The organism is Deltaproteobacteria bacterium (assembly GCA_029860075.1).
In the GTDB taxonomy this organism is placed as follows: Bacteria; Desulfobacterota; JADFVX01; order JADFVX01; family JADFVX01; genus JAOUBX01.
In genome coordinates, this window is the sequence record JAOUBX010000006.1 from 19,232 (window position 1) to 37,812 (window position 18,581).

Below are 18,581 nucleotides of genomic sequence, written 5' to 3' on the forward strand. Positions count from 1 at the left end.
GCCGCATATGAGTCTAATTTAGCAGAAAAATTAGTCTGTTAAAACGAAAATGGGCGCCCCTTGTAAAAAGTTGGCTTGCCTCCGGGGGCTGCCTGTTCAGGGTGAAATAGTAAGGTCTTCTTTTGTAGTCGGGCCGGGAGCCCGCATTGATGAGCTTTACTCCTCATCGGCCAGATCAGGATAGAATTTCTTAAGACACTCATTGCAAATGCCGTGCGTAAAATTGGCATTGGAGCGTTCTGCAATAAATTTCTCGAGATGTTGCCAATAACCTTCATCATTTCGCATTTTTTTGCAGTGTGAGCAGATGGGTATAAGGCCACTTAACACTTTGATATCACTTAATGCCTTTTCAAGTTCCCTTTCGCGGGTTTTGCGCTTATCCATCTCTTCTTTTAATTTAATGACCGACCTTACCCTTACCATAAGTTCGACCTTGTTAAAGGGCTTGGTTATGTAGTCTACAGCGCCTGCTGCAAAGGCCTTCACAAGATATTCATCTTCTCTCCTGGAGGTTACCATTACGATGGGAACGTCTTTATACAGGTTGTTCTTCTTTATCTGCCGGCATCCTTCCACGCCGTCTGTTCCCGGCATAATAATATCCATAAGAATGAGGTCTGCTTCCGCTTTCTTTTCAGGGTCCCGGTTTTCAATGTCCAGAGCCTGAAAAGCTTCATTTGCCGAACTGGCTGATATAACATTTTCGTACCCTTCTTTTGACAGAAAGGAAGCAAGGAGAATCCTTGTGTCTTCATCATCATCTACAATGAGTATTCGCATATTTCTATTCACCTTTGCTAAAGTTTACCTTTTAGAGTATAGCATAAAAACAAGTGAGTTTTTTTTGGGGAAAATTAGAATTGGCTGAAATAATATGCTACTCTCATTATGGAAGGGTGAGCTTCATTATCAGCTGTGGGGAGAAAACTATTGCACTGCTTTAAGGTTCTTTTTTAGCGTTAATTACCTTATTAACTCAAGAAAGAGATAAAATTCAAGGCATTGCGCAAAGGATTTCAGACTATTCAAACTTAAAGCAATTTGAAGTAAATCACCGGGGAAAAGCGATGGAAAAAGAAAAAATTTTTGTTGTCGAAGATAGCGATATGATGAGGGAAGTGATTAAATCCCTTATCAATGAGAAGCTCGGTCTTGATGTGGTCAGTGCAGCTGATTTTGCCGATGCCAGACGGGTTCTTAATACATGCAAGTCTGAAATTTTTCTTGCCTTGCTTGATTTTCGTCTCCCTGATGCGCCCAACGGTGAAATCATCGATTATGTTTTATCGGAAAATATCCCCGTCATTGTCTTTACCGGCCAGAATAGTCACGATGTAAGAGAATATATCTGGAGCAAAAGGGTTGTGGACTATGTTGAAAAAGGGAATGTTTTCAGCCTCGATTATGTTTGTCAGGCCATAACAAATCTTAAACGCAACAGTAATATTAAAGTGCTTGTTGTTGATGATTCAGTCGTTGCCCGTAATTATTTGACAGGGCTTTTAAAGATACATGACTACACTATATTCGAGGCATCTAATGGTAAGGAAGCCCTTGAAATTCTCGGGAAAGAAAAAGATATTAAACTGGTTATAACCGATTACAGTATGGCTGTCATGGACGGCTTCCAGTTGACCACTGAAATACGAAATAAATATTCAAAAGACCACCTTGCCGTCATCGGTATATCGGGTGTGGGCAAGCACAGTATTTCAGCCAAGTTTCTCAAATGCGGCGCCAATGATTATGTTAATAAACCGATCATAAATGAGGAACTGTATTATCGGGTCAACAATAATCTTGAGCAGCTTGAACGTGTAAGGGCGCTGGAAGACCTCAATAATCTCAAGAATGAATTTCTGGGCATTGCCGCACACGATCTGAGGGCGCCCCTGTCATCAATAGAAGGTTTTTGCGACCTTATCGAGAGTGAGGAACCGAATAATTTAAGTGATTTGCAAAAACAGTTTATTTCACGGATTCTTAATGCCAGCCAGAGAATGCTTGTCCTTGTTAATGATTTGCTCGATGTCTCTTCCATCGAAAGCGGCAGAATGCATCTTAAACTGCAAGTATCGTCTCTTCCTGATCTCATTGAAGAGCGTATCGCCATAGGTGAGCATATGGCCAGGAAAAAAGATATAAAAATACACTATCATAAAAAAGATGCGCTTCCTACCTCATTTGATGACAGGCTGCTTACGCAGGTACTGGACAACCTTCTTTCCAATGCAATCAAGTTTTCCGACAGGGGAAAAAATATTTATGTCGATTTCGAAATTGTAAATGATACAAGCCGGGTTTCAATCAGGGATGAAGGTCCGGGAATATCCCCGGAGGACCAGGAAAAGCTCTTTTATAATTTTAATAAGTTGAGCACCAGGCCGACGGCAGGGGAGATTTGTACAGGCCTTGGCCTAATGATTGTAAAAAAAATTATTGATGCTCACCAGGGAAAGGTCTGGATTGAAAGCAAAGGGGACAAGGGGTCCACCTTTATTTTTTCGATTCCCGTCGGCGCCTGAGAAATTCCTCTTCTTTTTTTCTCATGATATTCCTTCATGACAGGCTTGCCTCCTTTCTTATTGAAGATGACGCCAATCTCAATGATCATGTCATTGCCTCTATCAGGCGGCTAAACCGCTCCCTACCGGGGAAGCTGTTCAAGTACAGCGCACAATTTATCAGGGCCATCGAAAGGGAGGTGAAAAAAAGTGTATCAGGCATACCTTAACGATATAAGTGATGTGAAAAGAAACAGGGCCAACAGCCTGGAATTGCTCGACAATATTCTCGATGAATACCCTTCCCTGTCACGGGGGATTATTATGACGCTCTCCAGGCGGCTCAGGAAGACACTTGAGATGAAGTAGGGTTGTAATTATTTTTCAACTCTCAACTCGTCTCAACTCGCTCCCAGGCTCCGGCCCGGGAAGGCAATTGCAGTAAAAGCTCTGCTTTAAAAGTTCTCCGGAAAAATGCAGGCCCTTGAATAAATCCAATCTTCCAGCCTGTCCACATAGCCCCCCTAAAGAGGAATATATATCTTGTTCTTATGGGGCCAGACGTTTATTTCAAAGCTGTAGCTTTATATCCGGGTACATTCCCAGGGTGGAGTCTGGGAACGAGATGGTGTCAAAACTTAATCGATCACTCTGCCGCAAACAGCGGGGTATGAGCGCGGAGACTACGTTCCCGCTTTATGGCGGCAAGCCGTGGGGAATGCACCTGCCAGGGATTCACTGTGAAAGCATATTGAGAAAAAAGAACTGGAAAAGTAAAGTAATGAAGTGCTAAATTTCTTAAGAAAGGATGATAAATAAATCATAACAAATCAGTGAAAATCAGTGTCAAAAAACTTAATATAAAATGAATACAAAAGCCCCTCTTCTTTCCATAAAAGACATCACGCATAACTACCAGGAAGGCGACAAGGTTCGCCATGTTTTGAAGAATTTAAACCTGCAGGTTTCCCGTAGTGAATCGGTGGCGCTTCTCGGGCAGAGCGGGTCGGGTAAATCGACCCTTTTAAACCTCATCAGCGGTATCGATTATCCGGCATCCGGTGATATTTCTATTGATGGCATCAGCCTTACGGGACTTAATGAGAAGGAGCGCACCCTTTTTCGCCGGAAAAACATCGGCTTTGTCTACCAGTTTTTTAACCTTATTCCTACATTGACGGTGGAAGAAAACCTTTTATTGCCGCTGGAACTTAACGGCATAAAAGGGCGTGAAGCCATTGAGAAGGGACTTGTCCTTCTTGGCAGGGTGGGGCTTGAAGACCGCAGGGGGAGCTTTCCCGACAGGCTTTCCGGCGGGGAGCAGCAGCGTCTTGCCATTGCCAGGGCGCTTGTTCATGATCCGCTTCTTGTCCTTGCCGATGAGCCGACGGGCAACCTCGATTCGGAAAGAGGCAAACTTATCCTCGGCCTGCTCGATGAACTGGTGCGCGCCTCTGGCAAAACCATGATCATTGTTACTCATTCCCGGGAGGTCGCTTCCACGGCAGACCGGATCGTTACCATGAAGGATGGGGCTATCAGTCATGATAAGCGGGAGGGAGACTAGTGACTTCCCTTATAAGCCGCGCCGGTTTTCGTCATCTTTCGAAACATCCTTTACAGCTTTTTCTCGCTCTTTTAGGTATTGCCCTCGGCGTAGCCGTCGTTATCTCCGTCGATCTGGCGAGCGAAAGCGCTTACCGTTCATTTAATCAATCGGTTGAAGAGGTTTCGGGAAAAGCAACACACCGGATTATCGGCGGCAGCAATGGTATTAATGAAGGGCTCTACACCAGGCTAAGGGTCGAGGAAGGAATCACTTCCATTGCGCCTCTTATTGAAGCCTACGGTAAGGCAGGGAAGGAAACCCTGCGTCTTCTCGGTGTCGATCTCTTTGCCGAAAGTGATTTTCGCTCCCACCTTGGCAGGGGAGCAACCTTTGATCTGAAAAAGTTCCTTACCCAATCAGGCACAGTTCTTATTTCCCCCGGGACAGCTGAAAGAATAGCTGTTAAAGTGGGGGATTCTTTTCCCTTCAGGGTTGGCGCAAAAAAGCGTGACCTGGAGATAATCGGTTTTATTCCCGGGGGGACTCACCCGGAAGCAGCAACAGAGGATCTTCTCATTGCCGATATATCGACGGCCCAGGAATTGACAGGGATGGAAGGAAAACTTGCCTTCATTGACATGATAATCGCTCCCGGAAAGGAGGGAGACGTACTTCTTCATAAGATGACAAAAGCTTTGCCGGAGAGTGTAAAAATCGTAAACGCAGCTTCGAGAAGCCGGGCCATGGATGATATGACCAAGGCTTTCAGGACAAATCTTAAGGCCATGAGTTTTCTTGCTCTCCTCGTTGGCGCCTTTCTTATCTACAATACGATGACTTTCTCCATTCTGCAAAGGAGACAACTTATCGGCTCTTTGAGAATCCTGGGGGTGACGAAAGAAGCCCTATTTAAAATGGTCATGACGGAAGCTTTTATCATTGCCCTTGCAGGAACGGTTTTGGGTATTGTGTTAGGCCTTTTTCTGGGTACGGCGCTGGTCAAACTGGTGACGAGAACGATTAATGATCTTTACTTTGTTCTTACAATAGACGATTTCATTGTCAGTCCTCTTTCTCTTATAAAGGGAGCTTTTGTCGGTATTGCAGCATCCCTTCTCGCCGCTTTTGTTCCTGCATGGGAAGCGGCCGGAATTTCTCCTGTGGCGGCTGTTAAACGTTCCCTTGTTGAAGGCAAAGCCGAGGCAGCCGCCCCAGGAATTGCCCTTGCGGGGATTTTTCTCATCCTTTTGGCTTTTGGTCTTCTCCATATGGGAGGAAGGAGCCTTTCGGCAGGCTTTGCAGCCCTTTTTATGATTATTCTCGGCATGATCTTTTTTGCCCCTTTTCTGACGGCAAAGGGTGTTCGATTGTTGAACCTTTTTCCCGCTTCCCTTTCCCGCCTCCACACAAGGCTTGCTATCAGGGGGATCGGCGCAGCGCTCAGCCGGACAGGGATCGCCATTGCTGTTCTCATGCTGGCCCTTTCCACTACCGTCGGCGTGGGTGTCATGATCGATTCATTCCGTCATTCCGTCAAAATCTGGCTCGAGTCTATCGTCCAGGCCGATATCTATATTCGCTCCCCCAGTTTTAAATCGAAAAATATCGTATCCGCTTTAAATCCCGCCTTCATTGAAAAATTGCAGCATATAAAAGGCATTGAGGGAACAAGCTCGTCACAATGGATTACGCTTCATTCAGAAGAAGGCATGAAGGAAATGCATGTAACGGACATATGGGAGAAAGACTCGCCTCCCTTTCTCATTAAAGAGGGAGAGCCTGATGTGTGGGAGCAGTTTTTTGATAATAAGGCCGTCGTTATCTCTGAACCTTTTGCCAATGTGTACGGCGCAAAAGTTGGTGATAAAATTGAGCTTCCTACCGATTACGGTCCTCTGCCCTTTTCTGTGGCAGGTATCTTCTATGATTATGGTTCAGGGCCGGCTGCAGTGCTGATTAATCGACAACTCTACAACCGGCATTTTAAAGACCGATCCGTCAGATCGGTAGGGCTCTACCTGGAAGAAGAGGCAAAGGCAGATAACATTATGAATGAAGTGAGGGCCCTTGTTTCTTCCGGCGAGATTATCGAAATGCGCAAAAACGGGGAAATCCGGGAGCGCTCCCTTGCCATTTTCGACCGTACTTTTACCATAACAGGTGTTTTACGCCTTCTTGCCGTCATCATTGCCTTTATCGGTGTCTTAAGCACCATGATGGCTCTTCAGATGGAGCGGGCAAGGGAGATGGCCATACTGCGGGCAACGGGCTTTGTCCCGCGTCAGGTGGCGGGGATCATTATTAGCCAGACGGGATTTATGGGATTAATGGCGGGGGCGCTGGCAATCCCTTCGGGGCTTGTTATGGCCCATATGCTTATTCATGTTATCAATGAACGCTCCTTCGGCTGGACTATGAAAACGGTCATTTCAACACCCATTCTCTTTGAGGCTATTTTGCTGGCCTTAACGGCTGCTTTGCTGGCCGGCATCTATCCGGCATGGCGGATTTCAAGGGCATTGCCTGTTGAGGCGATGCGGGAGGAGTGAAAATCTATTGCGCGCAAAAACCGCAAAGTAAAATAGATGCTTCCCCTCACCTGGTGGGAGGGGATTGAGGGGGGACGGGCGAATGAAATTTCCAAAGGCTTTCACCCTCACCCCAGCCCTCTACCCTCAAGGGGCATCGAGATCCTATCGAGGGAGAGGGAGTGATTTAGAATTTAATAAAACTATAAAAAAGATCCATGAATAAAATACTATTAAGCATATTATTCCTTTTTATATTTACTGCCCCTGCTCGTACAGAAGAGAGTCTCAACTTCAGGGAACTCCTTGGTGATTCCGGGAATGACGGTTTTGAACGGGCCCTGGAAAAGAGGCCTTTCATCTTCCCCGAAGACCACGGCCCCCACCCCGGATTCAAAGCAGAATGGTGGTACTTTACAGGAAACCTGGAGGACAAAAGGGGACGAAAATTCGGCTATGAACTGAGCCTTTTTCGTTTTGCCATAGAGAGCAAGCCCGTGGAGAGAACATCAAAGTGGGCGACGAACAACATTTACATGGGGCACTTCGCTCTCACTGACGTTGAGACAGAAACATTTTATAATTTTGAACGCTTTGCCAGAGAGGGGGCAGGTCTTGCCGGGGCAAAGGCCGAACCTTTCAGGGTCTGGGTTGAAGACTGGTCTGTTGAAGTAGTAGAAGGGGAGGGACACCCCTGGAGCCTCCGGGCCAAGAAAAATGGCATTGTTGTTAATCTCCTCCTGACTCCTGAAAAAGGGATTGTTTTACAAGGTGATGAAGGGCTAAGTCAAAAAAGTAAAGAGCCGGGCAACGCCTCTTACTACTATTCCATCCCCCGTCTATCAACGGAGGGTACTATTGAAGTGAAAGGGGAAACTTTTCAGGTAAGCGGCAGTTCCTGGCTCGACAGGGAGTGGAGTACAAGTGCTCTGTCTGAGGATCAGGAAGGGTGGGACTGGTTCGCTCTTCAGCTTTCCAATGGTTATGACCTCATGTTTTACAAGTTGCGCCTGAAAAACGGCACCGTTGATTCCTTTAGTGCAGGTAAGCTTATCGGTCCCGACGGAAGTGTTCTTTCCATCAAGGCGGATGATGTAGAAATAGAAGAACTGGAAAAATGGGAAAGTCCTCTCGGCGGAACATACCCCATAAAGTGGAAGTTTCTCTTTAAAAAAGAGGCTCTTTTTCTAAATATAGAACCTTTAATCGTCAATCAGGAACTTGATCTTTCCATACGTTACTGGGAAGGGGCGGTGAAGGTGCAGGGGACGCATCATGGTGTGCCGCTGTCAGGGAAGGGCTACCTTGAAATGACAGGTTATGCCGGTAATTGATTATAGTGCTCCGGCAGGGGGAAAGGCAGCTATTGATTTATCATGGATTAACTATATAATTAATTAGATACTCTCCAATTTTTTGAGAAGAAATAATAGAAAATGAGCATACTGATTGTAGATGATTCGGAAGAGATGAGAGCTCTCTACCGTGCCTATCTGAAAGAGGCAGGATTTAAAAGTCCTGTCATTGTGGATTCTGCATTGGCGGCTTATGAAAAACTGGGGATTCGGAAAGATAGTGCACCTCCAAAAGCGCCTCCCATAGAGATTATCCTTCTTGATGTGGCCATGCCGGATATTGACGGTATTGAAGCCTGCCGGTATATTAAGAGTTTCGATCTTTTTTACGATATTCCCGTTGTCATGATTTCAGCCATGGAAGAGGAAGAGGTGGTTGCTCTTGCCCTGGAAGCAGGCGCAGTAGAATTTGTGCATAAACCGATTAGAAAGCTTGAACTCATTGCCCGGGTGCGCGCAATTTTGAGGCTGAAAAGAGAAATCGATTCCCGCAAGCTCCATGAAGAAAAAGTCATGGAGCTTGCAAAAAAACTTGCCAAGCAGAATGAACTCTTAAAAAAACTCTCTGCAACGGACAGCCTGACGGGCATTGCCAACAGGCGCTCATTTTTCGAGCATGTAAAGGAAGAGTGGAAGCGTTCCATCAGGAATAAACGATCCCTGTCAATTCTTATGGTCGATGTGGACCATTTCAAGCATTTCAACGATACCTACGGCCATCATTCGGGAGATGATTGCCTGAAACTCGTTTCAAGTACCATTCATTCGCTCCTTAACCGGCCCGGTGATCTTATTGCACGCTATGGTGGTGAAGAATTTATCATCATTCTCCCCGATACCCATTTGAAAGGCGCTGAAATTATTGCCAACGCGGTGAGAAGCAAGGTTGAGGACCTGGCTATTTATCATGGTGATATTCCCACCGGTAATTGTGTGACGATAAGTATCGGCATTGCTTCTATTGAGCCGACTAAGGAAAATGAAGTGTCAAAGATTATAAAAGCTGCCGACAAGGCCCTCTACAGGGCAAAGGCAGAAGGAAGGAATCGCGTTGTTACTGCTGTGGAGGGGGATATCGATAATGGGGCATGACCACCTTTATTCTTCTCCTCACGGGATGAGGGGCGTTGTTCTTATTTCTTGTAACAGCCTTCCAGTATTTCCATTGCTTCGTTGATTTCCTGCAACTTCTCCTTATCACCGCCCCTGTCGGGGTGAATTTTTTTAGCCAGCTCCCGGTATCGTTTTCTTATCTCATCAAAGCGGGCGCCCTCTTCCAATCCGAGAACCTTGAGCGCCTCTATTCGCTTGTCCCTTGCAAAATAGATTTTCCAGAATTGATTGAGCATATCCTCAACATCATCTGATGTGGTTTGCTCCAGGTTAGCCATATCGAGGTAATAGTCGCGCAGGCTTGCATGGCTGTTATCTGCCGGCAATTTCCCGCTGTTTTCAGATGACGGCGATCTCAGTTGAATATGCAGAGGGCTGATTTCAAGAACTTTTCCTGTTTTTTCAGGGAGTTTGAGTTGCAGTTCATAGAGGGCATTAAAGAGGAGAAAGTGGCTTCTAAAGAGGGCCAGGTTGTTGTGTCCAAAATCTTGCGGGATTTGGCCTGTTTTCCCTTTCAGCTCCTGCATCATATTATACTCTGAAATGCCTGCCGGGAATTTTTCAAGTATTGCCAGTATAGCGGTTTTAAAAAAGTCTTTATCTTCTCTCATTGCCAATTTCTATTATTTAGATTGCAGGATGAAGAGAGAAGCTCTTTGTAAACCTGTCCTTACCTGCCTTTATTCCCTTTTGCGCCCGAGATCTTTTCAGGAACTTTACCCTGCTCAATAATTTCCCAGTCTATGGCACGACTATGTCTGTCAAATATGATGGCAAGCTCGAAGACGGATGGCTGAAAACCGACCTTAACGCCCAGTTCAATGGGATAGTATAAATTTTTTTTTCGCGTCTCCCCCGGACCCAGGAGTTTTTTTACTTCTTCCATGGATTTGTTAACAAGAACAGGGGAATTTAGAAGATCATTGACCATTTCACCCCGGGACCGGGCATCGCCGCTTTTCCAGGCAGCCTCGTTAAAGGGTTTTAATTTGAAAGTGGGGTCGACGGCAGATAAGTAAATAGTAATCACACCGGCGACAATGATGATTGCAACGGCCGTTAGTTTGGTTCCTTTATCCTGCAAATTAATCATGTTAAAAACCTTCCTCTTATTGATGAGCGTTGAAGTATATCCTTAAAAGGAGAAAATGGCAACCGGTCTGTTCTGATCGCTGATGATAATCAGCTACTTCTTTGCTGAAAAGGAGCTGGAAGATAGTTTGAGCCAAAGATAAATAAATATTTACCGGGCTTTTGGGGAGATATTATGGAGGAACACCTGTTTTTGTCGAACCAACGGAACCTGTGGCAAAGTTAAAGTGCTTGTTCCGGTCAGCGTTCTTTTGTTATGAGTCCTTGCTCATTGATGAATTGAGCAAATAATTCTGCTTTCAGCAGTGCGCCACTTTCGTTGAGGTGCACCGCATCAGACCAGTATCGCACATACTTTGGCATTGCGTTGGCAAAATCAAAAAGCGGAATGGAATAATTAATGGCAATATCTTTTACCACTTTATTACTCTCAGCGTATCCAATTTGCCGATATGTTCCGGAAGAGAAATAGTGTTTTGTATAAGTTGTATAGGCATGGGTATGAGCAAATGTAGCAAGCATAATTTTTGCTCCATGTTCTTTTGCAATAACAACCATGTTTTGAAGATTACGTTTAAAATATATTGGAGGATTGATTTTCAACAGTCCGGCAAGGCTGGATTCAATTTGGGGACTGATAAAATATGTTCTGTAAATAAAGTTGCTGTTTGCTCTTGTCACCAGGTTTAGATCAGTCTGATAGGATAATCCCATCTTTCTTCTGATTATTCTTAAAAAACAACTGTAATCGAGAAAACTGACGGGAGGCAAAGACCATTGTCTGCGTGACCCTGAGTTATCGCCCCGGTATGCTTCAGGTAAGACCATTCTCTGAGTTATATCATTCCCGCCATGATAAACGATAACAAGATCAGGGTCGAGATCAAGAACACGAAATTGAAGATTGATTAAAGATTCCCAGGAATTATAACCGCCTACCCCTGCGTTAATTACCCTCACATTATCATAACCGTAAGTTTTCTTTAATGTTTTTTCTAGTTGTGAAGGATAGGTTTTTTCATTGTCGGCAACAGATGTTGTGTATGTGGTAGAACCGCCAAGAGTGACTATACGGTATTCTCCGGGAGGTTTTTTTACGGTAAATTCTTTGTCTCGATAACCTAAAGCGTTGTGATAGGTTAATCCCTTCTTAAAGTTTGGTGTGGGATAGTAATTTAGATAATGATGGGGAGAATAGATTCTGCTTTGTGGGTCTATCTCTGAAATTAGAGAGTAGATATGAAATTGTTTGGGCGTTGCAAAATTATGCAACCAAACCCTTGCCCCTGTTTCAACAAGCAAAAGTGAAATAATCGTGCTTGCAAGAAGTAATGTTATTTCACTTTTGCCGATTTTTCCCATTGACTGTTTGATTAGTACAAAAGGCGATTTCTTGTTATTAGCCATAATTATTGCCGCCTTTATGTGAAGGCGGATCATTCCTCGATTATATAGCACGTCAATAATAATTTTGCAATGAAGAAAGGTGAATGGCCCTTGGAAGTTTTTTAAATGGTAAAAGGCATTTGTTTTAAAGAAAGTTTTTTTCTTTAAAACAAATTTTGAGTTTATGGTTCTCCATAATTCATAATGCCTGATGCTATTACAGGCCTAAACGCCTGTGCCCAATTTTTATGGATGTGGCAGAAATTATCATCGAAGATATTTCATAAATCATGTATAATTTGAAACTGTGGCTAAGGCAGCTTTTTTAGAGGGCCTTATTTCATGTGAGGAATAAATCCATGATTTTGGCCGCAAACATTGATGAAAGGGGACGATACTCATATTAAAATGGAAGCGTCAAATCTTATCAGGGTCGATTTCAGGAAAGACCGATTATCTATTGATTTCGATATCTACTTTAATGGTGTAAAGGAAATTCATTGCAGGATATGCTCACAGAGGAAGCCGAGAAAAGGCGCAGTGGAAGTTCCTGAAAGCTGGGGCTATTTTTGCAGAGACTGCGGGAAAAGTCTTGAACTGACAAAATCTTTCCAACTGGAGAACAAAGAGAGCCCTTCCCCCTTGCCGGAATTTCAACCGGCCGGGAATGAAAAGAGATAGTCATTATCCCCTTTCAACATTATATTAATATCTCTTCTTTAACCTGAACAATTCAGGGAAGCTTTTCTCCATAGCCACCACCACCCGGTGTTTCGATAATAACAGACGTATCTTTACCCAGTTTTATATTAAAGCGTGATTCCATTTCTTCGGGAGGCATTCCATTTTTTCTCACCAGGTTTCGGCCTTTTTTCGCAGCCATGCCTCCCGCTATTCCATAGGGCGGGTATGTTCTTCGCTCCGATATGAGTGAAACTTCGGCAGCTTTCAAAAAAGTCAATTCTCTTATAAGGCCATCTCCACCCCTGAACCTGCCTGCCCCGCCGGAACCTTCTCTCAGGCTGAATCTCTCCAGCCTTACGTCGGGGTGTCTTACTTCCAGTATTTCGGGATCGGTCATCCTCGTGTTGGTCATATGCACCTGTACACCCGACGCGCCGTCATGACCGGCCATGGCGCCTGATCCGCCTGCAATGGTTTCATAATAAGGCGTATCACCCTCTACCTGGAAGATAAAATTGTTCATTGTTCCCTGTGAGGCAGCAGCCACACCAAAGGCGCCGAGCAATACGTCGACTATACGCTGAGAAGTTTCTACGTTTCCCGAGGCGACAGGAGAAGGGTAGGCGGGATTAAGGAGTGAGCCCTCGGGGACAATGATCCTGATCGGTTTCAAACAGCCGCTGTTTAAAGGAATATCCTCTTTAATAAGGCTCCTTAACACATAGAGTACGGCAGAGCGTGTGACCGAAAGCGGCGCATTTAGATTGTCGCTCTTGTGCTCACTCCCCGTCCCCGTAAAATCGATGATGCAACGGATGCTTTCAGGAGGATTGTTGCCGGGCTTGATTTTTATATTGACGGCTATCGGTGACCCGTCGTCCAATAGATCCTTAAAGGAAGCCTCGAAAGGCGTATTCGGGGCAAGAAAAGTGCTTAGGGCTTTTTTTATGGAGAAGCCGGCATTTTGCTGGATGAAATTCATATAGGATTTCACCGTTGCAAGTCCATAGTTATTAACGAGCCGCTCTATTTCTTCCCTCCCTTTGTGGCATGCCGCCACCTGGGCTCTAAGGTCGGAGATCCGTTCATCCATATTCCGGGCAGGGTACTTGCCGGAAGTTAGAAGTCCCCTTGCTTCTTCTTCCATAAAGCGCCCCTCTTTTACGATGAGCATGTTTTTTATGAGCACTCCTTCTTCATCGATATGAAGCGCCCCGGGGGGCATGGAGCCGGGTGTTGTGCCTCCAATATCGGCATGGTGTCCCCTTGCCGCCGTAAAGAAAATGATCTCTCCCTTAGCGGAAAAAATGGGGCAGACAGCGGTTATGTCAGGGAGGTGTGAACCGCCGTTGTAGGGATCGTTTGTCAGGTAAATATGGCCACGCTGTATGAGGGTGCCTTGTCCGGCCATAACCCCCTTGACCGCATCGGACATGGAGCCGAGATGAACGGGGATGTGCGGCGCATTGGCAACGAGTTCTCCCTTGCTATCAAAGAGAGCGCAGGAGAAGTCGAGTCGCTCCTTGATATTGACCGAATGGGCCGTGTTTCTGAGTGTGTGCCCCATTTCAGTGGAGATATTCATAAAGAGGTTGTTAAAGACTTCCAGAAGTATGGGATCCGGTGATTTTTCTGCTTTTATTTGCTCTTTTTTCCCGGAAAACCCTGTCAGGGAGATAATCCCTTGATCCATTACCTCTCCCGTAAAACCGGGATCAATGATAAGGGTTGAATATTTATCAAGGATCATGGCCGGTCCTTCAATGATTCTGCCGGGGGGGAGAGACTCTCTCAGATACATATCTGCCTTGTATTTTCCATGAGGGAAGATAACTTCCTGTCTGGATATGGGATTTGCGCTTTCGCGCCTGCCGGATTTGTTTTCTCTGTAAGGGGGGAAAAAGTCCACTTCTTCACTAACGCGGATTCTCAGGTTCACCACTTCAAGGGGTGAATCTTCAGGGTGAAAGCCGAACAATTGTTCGTGTTTTTTCATAAATGAAGTTAGTATTTCATCATAAGCGCCATATTTGACCGTTATGTAAGAGTCTGTGCCTTTGGGCCGGATGTCGGTCTCCCTTTTTGCAAGATAGGCTCTCCCCCCTGATGATGACGGCATAATTTGACTCTCCATTTCATCGAGAAGGGCTTCTATCTTTTTATGGTTCTCCCTGTTCAGTTCCATAAGGACCGTTCTGTCTGATTTTCTGTCCGGTTTTGCCAGCCCGATACCGTAGGCAGACATAACACCTCCCAGGGGATGAAAGATGATTTTTTTCATCCCGAGAAGAGACGCAAGCTGGCAGGCATGTTGACCGCCGGCGCCTCCAAAACAGACGAGGGCGTAGTGCCTTACATCGAGCCCTTTGGAAAGAGAAATTTCCTTAATGGCAAGGGCCATCTTTTCGTTGGCAATACGCAGAAATCCATTGGCTGTGTCTTCCGCCGACAAAGAGGCGCCCATGGCTGCATTGATTTCATTGGAGAGTTCCTCGAAAAGTGCCCTTGCCCTGCCTGCATCAAGAGGGGCATTCCTTTCAGGGCCGAAGGTCTTTGGGAAATATTCGAGGGCGATCCTGCCTGTAATGAGGTTGGCATCGGTAACGGTAAGGGGGCCGCCGAAACCGTAACAGGCCGGCCCCGGATCTGCCCCTGCCGACTCAGGGCCTGCCAGCATGCGCCGGCCGTCGAATGAGAGTATGGAGCCACCCCCTGCGGCAACGGCATTGATATTGAGCATCTCTTTTTGCAGCTCTATGCCCTCGATAATCCGTTCGTAGACTTTATCCGGTTCACCGTCATAGCGGGAAACATCTGTCGATGTGCCTCCCATATCGAAGCCGATAACGCCTTTTAATCCCGTTTCAGCCGTAATGGAGGCGACGCCGATGACGCCTCCTGCGGGTCCCGAAAGGATGGCGTCTTTTCCGAGGAAGTTGTCGGGATGGCTGAGTGTTCCCGAACTCTGTATAAATTCAATGGGAATATTGCCGGTTGCTTCCCTGATGCCGTCCAGGTATTTATGAATGACAGGGCTTAAGTAGGCGTCAACGACGCAGCTCTGGCCCCGGCTGACGATTTTGATGAGATTCATCGTCCGGTGAGAGAGAAATACTTCCTTTATGCCGTGTCTCTTTAGAATATCCCGGCACAGCAATTCATGTCCGGCATTTCTCCAGGAATGCATGAGAACGACGGCCACCGTATCGACTTTTCCCTTGATCTCACTAATGGCTTTTGAAAGGCGCTCACTATCAAGGTTTTTAACGACCTTCCCCTCTGAGTCGATTCGCTCATCGACTTCGATAACTTTTGAATAGAGGATGGAAGGTTTTTTTATGGCAAGAGAAAAAATGTCGGGCCTGGCCTGATAGCCTATTTCGATGAGGTCGGCAAAACCTTTTGTAATGACGAGGCCGACACGCCCTCCCTTACGTTCAAGGAGGGCGTTTGTGGCAACAGTCGTTCCGAAACGTATTTCCCCGATTCTTTCTTCCGGGAGTGGACCGTTACCTCTAATGCCCATCACCCGCCTTATTCCTTCTATAGAGGCGTCACTATATGCAGGTGAACTGGAAAGGAGTTTTGATGTGTGAAAGCAGCCCTCAGGATCAATGCCGACAATGTCGGTGAAGGTGCCGCCCCGGTCGACGGCGAATTTCCATTTTTTGTTATTATTCATAAATAATAGGGAATGGCTAATATAGCTGCCGTCATTGCGAGGGGTGCAGCGACGCGGCAATCCCGGAAAAACAAGATTGTGTCGGTCGTATCGACCTCGTAATGACGGAAAAGAGGCTTTATTCTGCAATCCCTGAATTCCCTCTACTCTATCTTCTCCACATCAATAGAATTAGTGCTTCCCGGCACACCGATGGGAGTGCCCGATACGAGGATGGCAATATCGCCCTTTTTTACAAAACCCGCCGCCTTTGTCACATCCAGTGCAGACCGGTGCATGATTTCAACATCAGCCGGCCTGTCGATATAATAGGGATTCACCCCCCATACCATGAGCAGTTGCCTCACTACTTTTTTATCATGCGAACAGGCAGCGATCGGTATTTGGGGCCGGTTTCTCGCTATCCTGCATGCGCTTGCTCCTGTCGATGTTACGGTAATAATAGCTGCCGCTTCGAGTTGGCTTGCCACAAGGCAGGCCGCAGCGGAAGTCGCTTTTGAAATGGAACTTTCTTTTTCAGATATTTCCAGCTTCATTCTGCCGGTTGTCTCCGCTTTGATTGCGAGACGGTGCATCATTTCCACGGCCAGCGCCGGGTACTTGCCGACGGCCGTTTCGCCGGAAAGCATAATCGCGTCGGTTCCATCGATAATAGCATTAGCCACGTCTGTTGCCTCGGCCCGCGTGGGATAGGCATTCCACGTCATGGAGTCAAGCATCTGTGTGGCAGTAATAACGGGAATGCCTCTCCTGTTAGAGACGGCAATGATCTTCTTCTGGGCAAGAGGAACATCGGCAATGGGGATTTCTACTCCCAGATCGCCACGGGCAACCATGACGCCGTCGCACTCCATAACAATATCCTCAAGATCATCAACGGCCTGCTGTGTTTCTATTTTGGCGACGATCTTTATCTTTTCTCCGCCCTTATCATCCATAAAACGGCGCATTTCTCTCAGATCCTCTGCCGATCTGACGAAGGAAGCGGCAATAAAATCGATGTTCTGCTCCATAAGAAAGGTAATGTCGTCATAATCTTTCTCCATGAGAAAAGGGAGTGACAGGTTAGCGCCGGGGAAATTAAGCCCCTTGCGCTCTCCCAGCGTGCCCCCTCTCTGAACCCTGCAACAGACATCGTGCCCCTTTATGGATTCCACATTAAGGGTAATGGCGCCGTCATTCATATAAACAAGCTGTCCCGCCTTGACATCTTTATGGAGCGGTTCGTGGGTAATCTGTATTTTTTCTCCGTCCCCTATGTATTCATCAGGCGTCAGGCAGACAAGGTCGCCGCTCATGAGATGAATCTCTTCTTCCTTAAGCTTTCCCGTCCTGATCTCGGGTCCCTTGAGATCTCCCAGTATACAAACAGGGCGGCCCAGCTTTTCTTCTACCTTGCGTATGGTTTCGATATTTTTGGCATGAGATTCATGATCGCCGTGGGACATATTGAGCCTCACCACATCAACGCCTTCTTCGACAAGAGGCGCAAGTGTTCCAGGCCTGTCACAGGCGGGCCCCATGGTTGCAATTATTTTTGTTTTCCTCAGTTTCCCGGGCATTTTTTCTTATCTCCAGCAGGAGTTATTTAAAAAGAACAGTGAAGCAAAGAAGACTGAGACAGTCAAGAAGATTTAGCAGGAAACCCTGTTAATTTGTAATGAATGAGAAATATATTTTAAGATGATTAATGATGAATTCCAAAAAGCAGCGCCATCAGGATATAGAGATGAACCTGATCTATGAAGAGACCCTGCCTCAAACAGAAGTGTGGGAGAATCCTCTTCCGGTGGCGTATGGGATGACAAGTGTTCCTTTACCCGGTCTTCCCGAATTGACAGGGAAAAGCGGATAAGGCCTCCTTTTCACCTTGTAACTTAATCAGGCAAGGAAGGCTGGTTTAAGGTACTGAGGAGCAGGCATGCCCTGCCGGAAAGCCATCAATTATTTGTGAAACCCGAAATGACGGGGCTAATATCAAAGAAAACGGGGAGATCCATCTTAAGAAAGTACTTGACATATTGAGTGCACAGGGGTATCATTTCCAATTTCGCAAAGGAATGTTTATATAACGTGGAGGTTATTTTTTTATGTACGCTGTTATTGCAACGGGTGGAAAACAGTACAAGGTATCTGAAGGTGATATCGTAAGAGTTGAGAAGCTGGCCGGTGAGGTTGGTTCCAAGGTTGAGATTAGTGATGTTTTACTCGTCGGTGAGGAAGGCGCTACAAAAATAGGCACGCCTACCGTTGAAAAGGCAAAGGTATCCGGTGAGATTGTTGAGCAGGGAAAAGATAAGAAAATCCTTGTTTTCAAGAAGAAGAGAAGAAAGGGCTACAAGAAGCTGCAGGGACATCGTCAGCAGTACACGGCCCTTAAAATAGAAAAGATTAAGGCTTAAGAGAGGAAAGAATGGCTCATAAGAAAGCAGGCGGAAGCAGTAAGAACGGAAGAGATAGTGAAAGTAAACGTCTTGGTGTCAAGAAGTTCGGCGGAGAAGCTGTAAAGGCGGGTAATATCATTGTTCGTCAAAGAGGAACCAAATTTCATCCCGGAAATAACGTGGGGCTCGGTAAGGATTACACGATTTTTTCCCTCATTGACGGTAATGTAAAGTTTGAAACCAAAAGAGGCGGCAAGAAAAAGATCAGCGTATATGCTGCGTCTTAGTTTTTTCTTTCCTT

General features: G+C 46.0%; 17 protein-coding genes. 11 read left to right on the forward strand and 6 right to left on the reverse strand.

From position 1 onward, the window contains the following. Window positions 1-156: 156 nt before the first annotated feature. Complete coding sequence (locus tag OEV42_03045; GenBank protein MDH3973234.1) at window positions 157-783, reverse strand: response regulator; 627 nt, start codon at window positions 781-783, stop codon at window positions 157-159. 287 nt (window positions 784-1,070) lie between these two features. Here OEV42_03045 and OEV42_03050 point away from each other — a divergent pair, with 287 nt between their 5' ends. From OEV42_03050 to OEV42_03080, 7 genes are all read left to right on the forward strand, one after another. Then, window positions 1,071-2,528 (forward strand): hybrid sensor histidine kinase/response regulator, encoded by a 1,458-nt coding sequence (locus OEV42_03050; GenBank protein ID MDH3973235.1) that lies wholly within the window; start codon window positions 1,071-1,073, stop codon window positions 2,526-2,528. Between the two features lie 23 nt (window positions 2,529-2,551). Then, a complete protein-coding gene (locus OEV42_03055) occupies window positions 2,552-2,737 on the forward strand; it encodes a hypothetical protein (protein ID MDH3973236.1) in 186 nt (61 codons plus the stop codon). Next, window positions 2,718-2,876 carry a hypothetical protein gene (locus OEV42_03060; GenBank protein MDH3973237.1) on the forward strand — a complete coding sequence of 53 codons (159 nt, stop codon included), beginning with the start codon at window positions 2,718-2,720 and terminating at the stop codon, window positions 2,874-2,876. The genes OEV42_03055 and OEV42_03060 overlap by 20 nt, the downstream gene beginning before the upstream one ends. 496 nt (window positions 2,877-3,372) lie before the next feature. Further along, window positions 3,373-4,074, forward strand: a complete 702-nt coding sequence (locus OEV42_03065) for an ABC transporter ATP-binding protein (protein MDH3973238.1) — start codon at window positions 3,373-3,375, stop codon at window positions 4,072-4,074. Next, the gene (locus OEV42_03070) at window positions 4,074-6,605 is read left to right on the forward strand and encodes an ABC transporter permease (protein ID MDH3973239.1); all 2,532 of its coding nucleotides are present in this window, start codon (window positions 4,074-4,076) and stop codon (window positions 6,603-6,605) included. Before OEV42_03065 ends, OEV42_03070 begins: the two co-directional genes overlap by 1 nt. 197 nt (window positions 6,606-6,802) lie before the next feature. Continuing rightward, window positions 6,803-7,918: a carotenoid 1,2-hydratase gene (locus tag OEV42_03075; protein ID MDH3973240.1), complete on the forward strand. Its 1,116-nt coding sequence runs from the start codon at window positions 6,803-6,805 to the stop codon at window positions 7,916-7,918. A gap of 102 nt (window positions 7,919-8,020) precedes the next feature. Then, entirely contained in the window at window positions 8,021-9,031 is a 1,011-nt protein-coding gene (locus OEV42_03080; protein ID MDH3973241.1) for a diguanylate cyclase, read from the forward strand. Window positions 9,032-9,072: 41 nt separating this feature from the next. Here the strand turns inward: OEV42_03080 and OEV42_03085 are convergent, their stop codons facing one another. From OEV42_03085 to OEV42_03095, 3 genes are all read right to left on the reverse strand, one after another. After that, the gene (locus OEV42_03085) at window positions 9,073-9,663 is read right to left on the reverse strand and encodes a DnaJ domain-containing protein (protein ID MDH3973242.1); all 591 of its coding nucleotides are present in this window, start codon (window positions 9,661-9,663) and stop codon (window positions 9,073-9,075) included. Window positions 9,664-9,722: 59 nt separating this feature from the next. Continuing rightward, a complete protein-coding gene (locus tag OEV42_03090; GenBank protein MDH3973243.1) occupies window positions 9,723-10,145 on the reverse strand; it encodes a hypothetical protein in 423 nt (140 codons plus the stop codon). Window positions 10,146-10,384: 239 nt separating this feature from the next. Beyond that, complete coding sequence (locus tag OEV42_03095) at window positions 10,385-11,551, reverse strand: SGNH/GDSL hydrolase family protein (protein ID MDH3973244.1); 1,167 nt, start codon at window positions 11,549-11,551, stop codon at window positions 10,385-10,387. A 360-nt stretch (window positions 11,552-11,911) separates the two neighbouring features. Here OEV42_03095 and OEV42_03100 point away from each other — a divergent pair, with 360 nt between their 5' ends. After that, window positions 11,912-12,211 carry a hypothetical protein gene (locus tag OEV42_03100; protein MDH3973245.1) on the forward strand — a complete coding sequence of 100 codons (300 nt, stop codon included), beginning with the start codon at window positions 11,912-11,914 and terminating at the stop codon, window positions 12,209-12,211. Window positions 12,212-12,263: 52 nt separating this feature from the next. Here OEV42_03100 and OEV42_03105 read toward each other — a convergent pair whose 3' ends face one another. Further along, on the reverse strand, window positions 12,264-15,896 hold the full coding sequence (locus OEV42_03105) for a hydantoinase B/oxoprolinase family protein (protein MDH3973246.1): 3,633 nt from the start codon (window positions 15,894-15,896) through the stop codon (window positions 12,264-12,266). Window positions 15,897-16,039: 143 nt separating this feature from the next. Beyond that, the gene (gene pyk / locus OEV42_03110) at window positions 16,040-17,458 is read right to left on the reverse strand and encodes a pyruvate kinase (protein ID MDH3973247.1); all 1,419 of its coding nucleotides are present in this window, start codon (window positions 17,456-17,458) and stop codon (window positions 16,040-16,042) included. 128 nt (window positions 17,459-17,586) lie between these two features. Between pyk and OEV42_03115 the strand changes: the two genes are divergently transcribed. The 3 genes from OEV42_03115 to rpmA all read left to right on the forward strand — a co-directional run bounded on the left by OEV42_03115 (window position 17,587) and on the right by rpmA (window position 18,567). Beyond that, window positions 17,587-17,751: a hypothetical protein gene (locus OEV42_03115; protein MDH3973248.1), complete on the forward strand. Its 165-nt coding sequence runs from the start codon at window positions 17,587-17,589 to the stop codon at window positions 17,749-17,751. A 235-nt stretch (window positions 17,752-17,986) separates the two neighbouring features. After that, window positions 17,987-18,298: a 50S ribosomal protein L21 gene (gene rplU, locus OEV42_03120; GenBank protein ID MDH3973249.1), complete on the forward strand. Its 312-nt coding sequence runs from the start codon at window positions 17,987-17,989 to the stop codon at window positions 18,296-18,298. Window positions 18,299-18,309: 11 nt separating this feature from the next. Then, on the forward strand, window positions 18,310-18,567 hold the full coding sequence (gene rpmA / locus OEV42_03125; protein ID MDH3973250.1) for a 50S ribosomal protein L27: 258 nt from the start codon (window positions 18,310-18,312) through the stop codon (window positions 18,565-18,567). Window positions 18,568-18,581 lie beyond the last annotated feature (14 nt).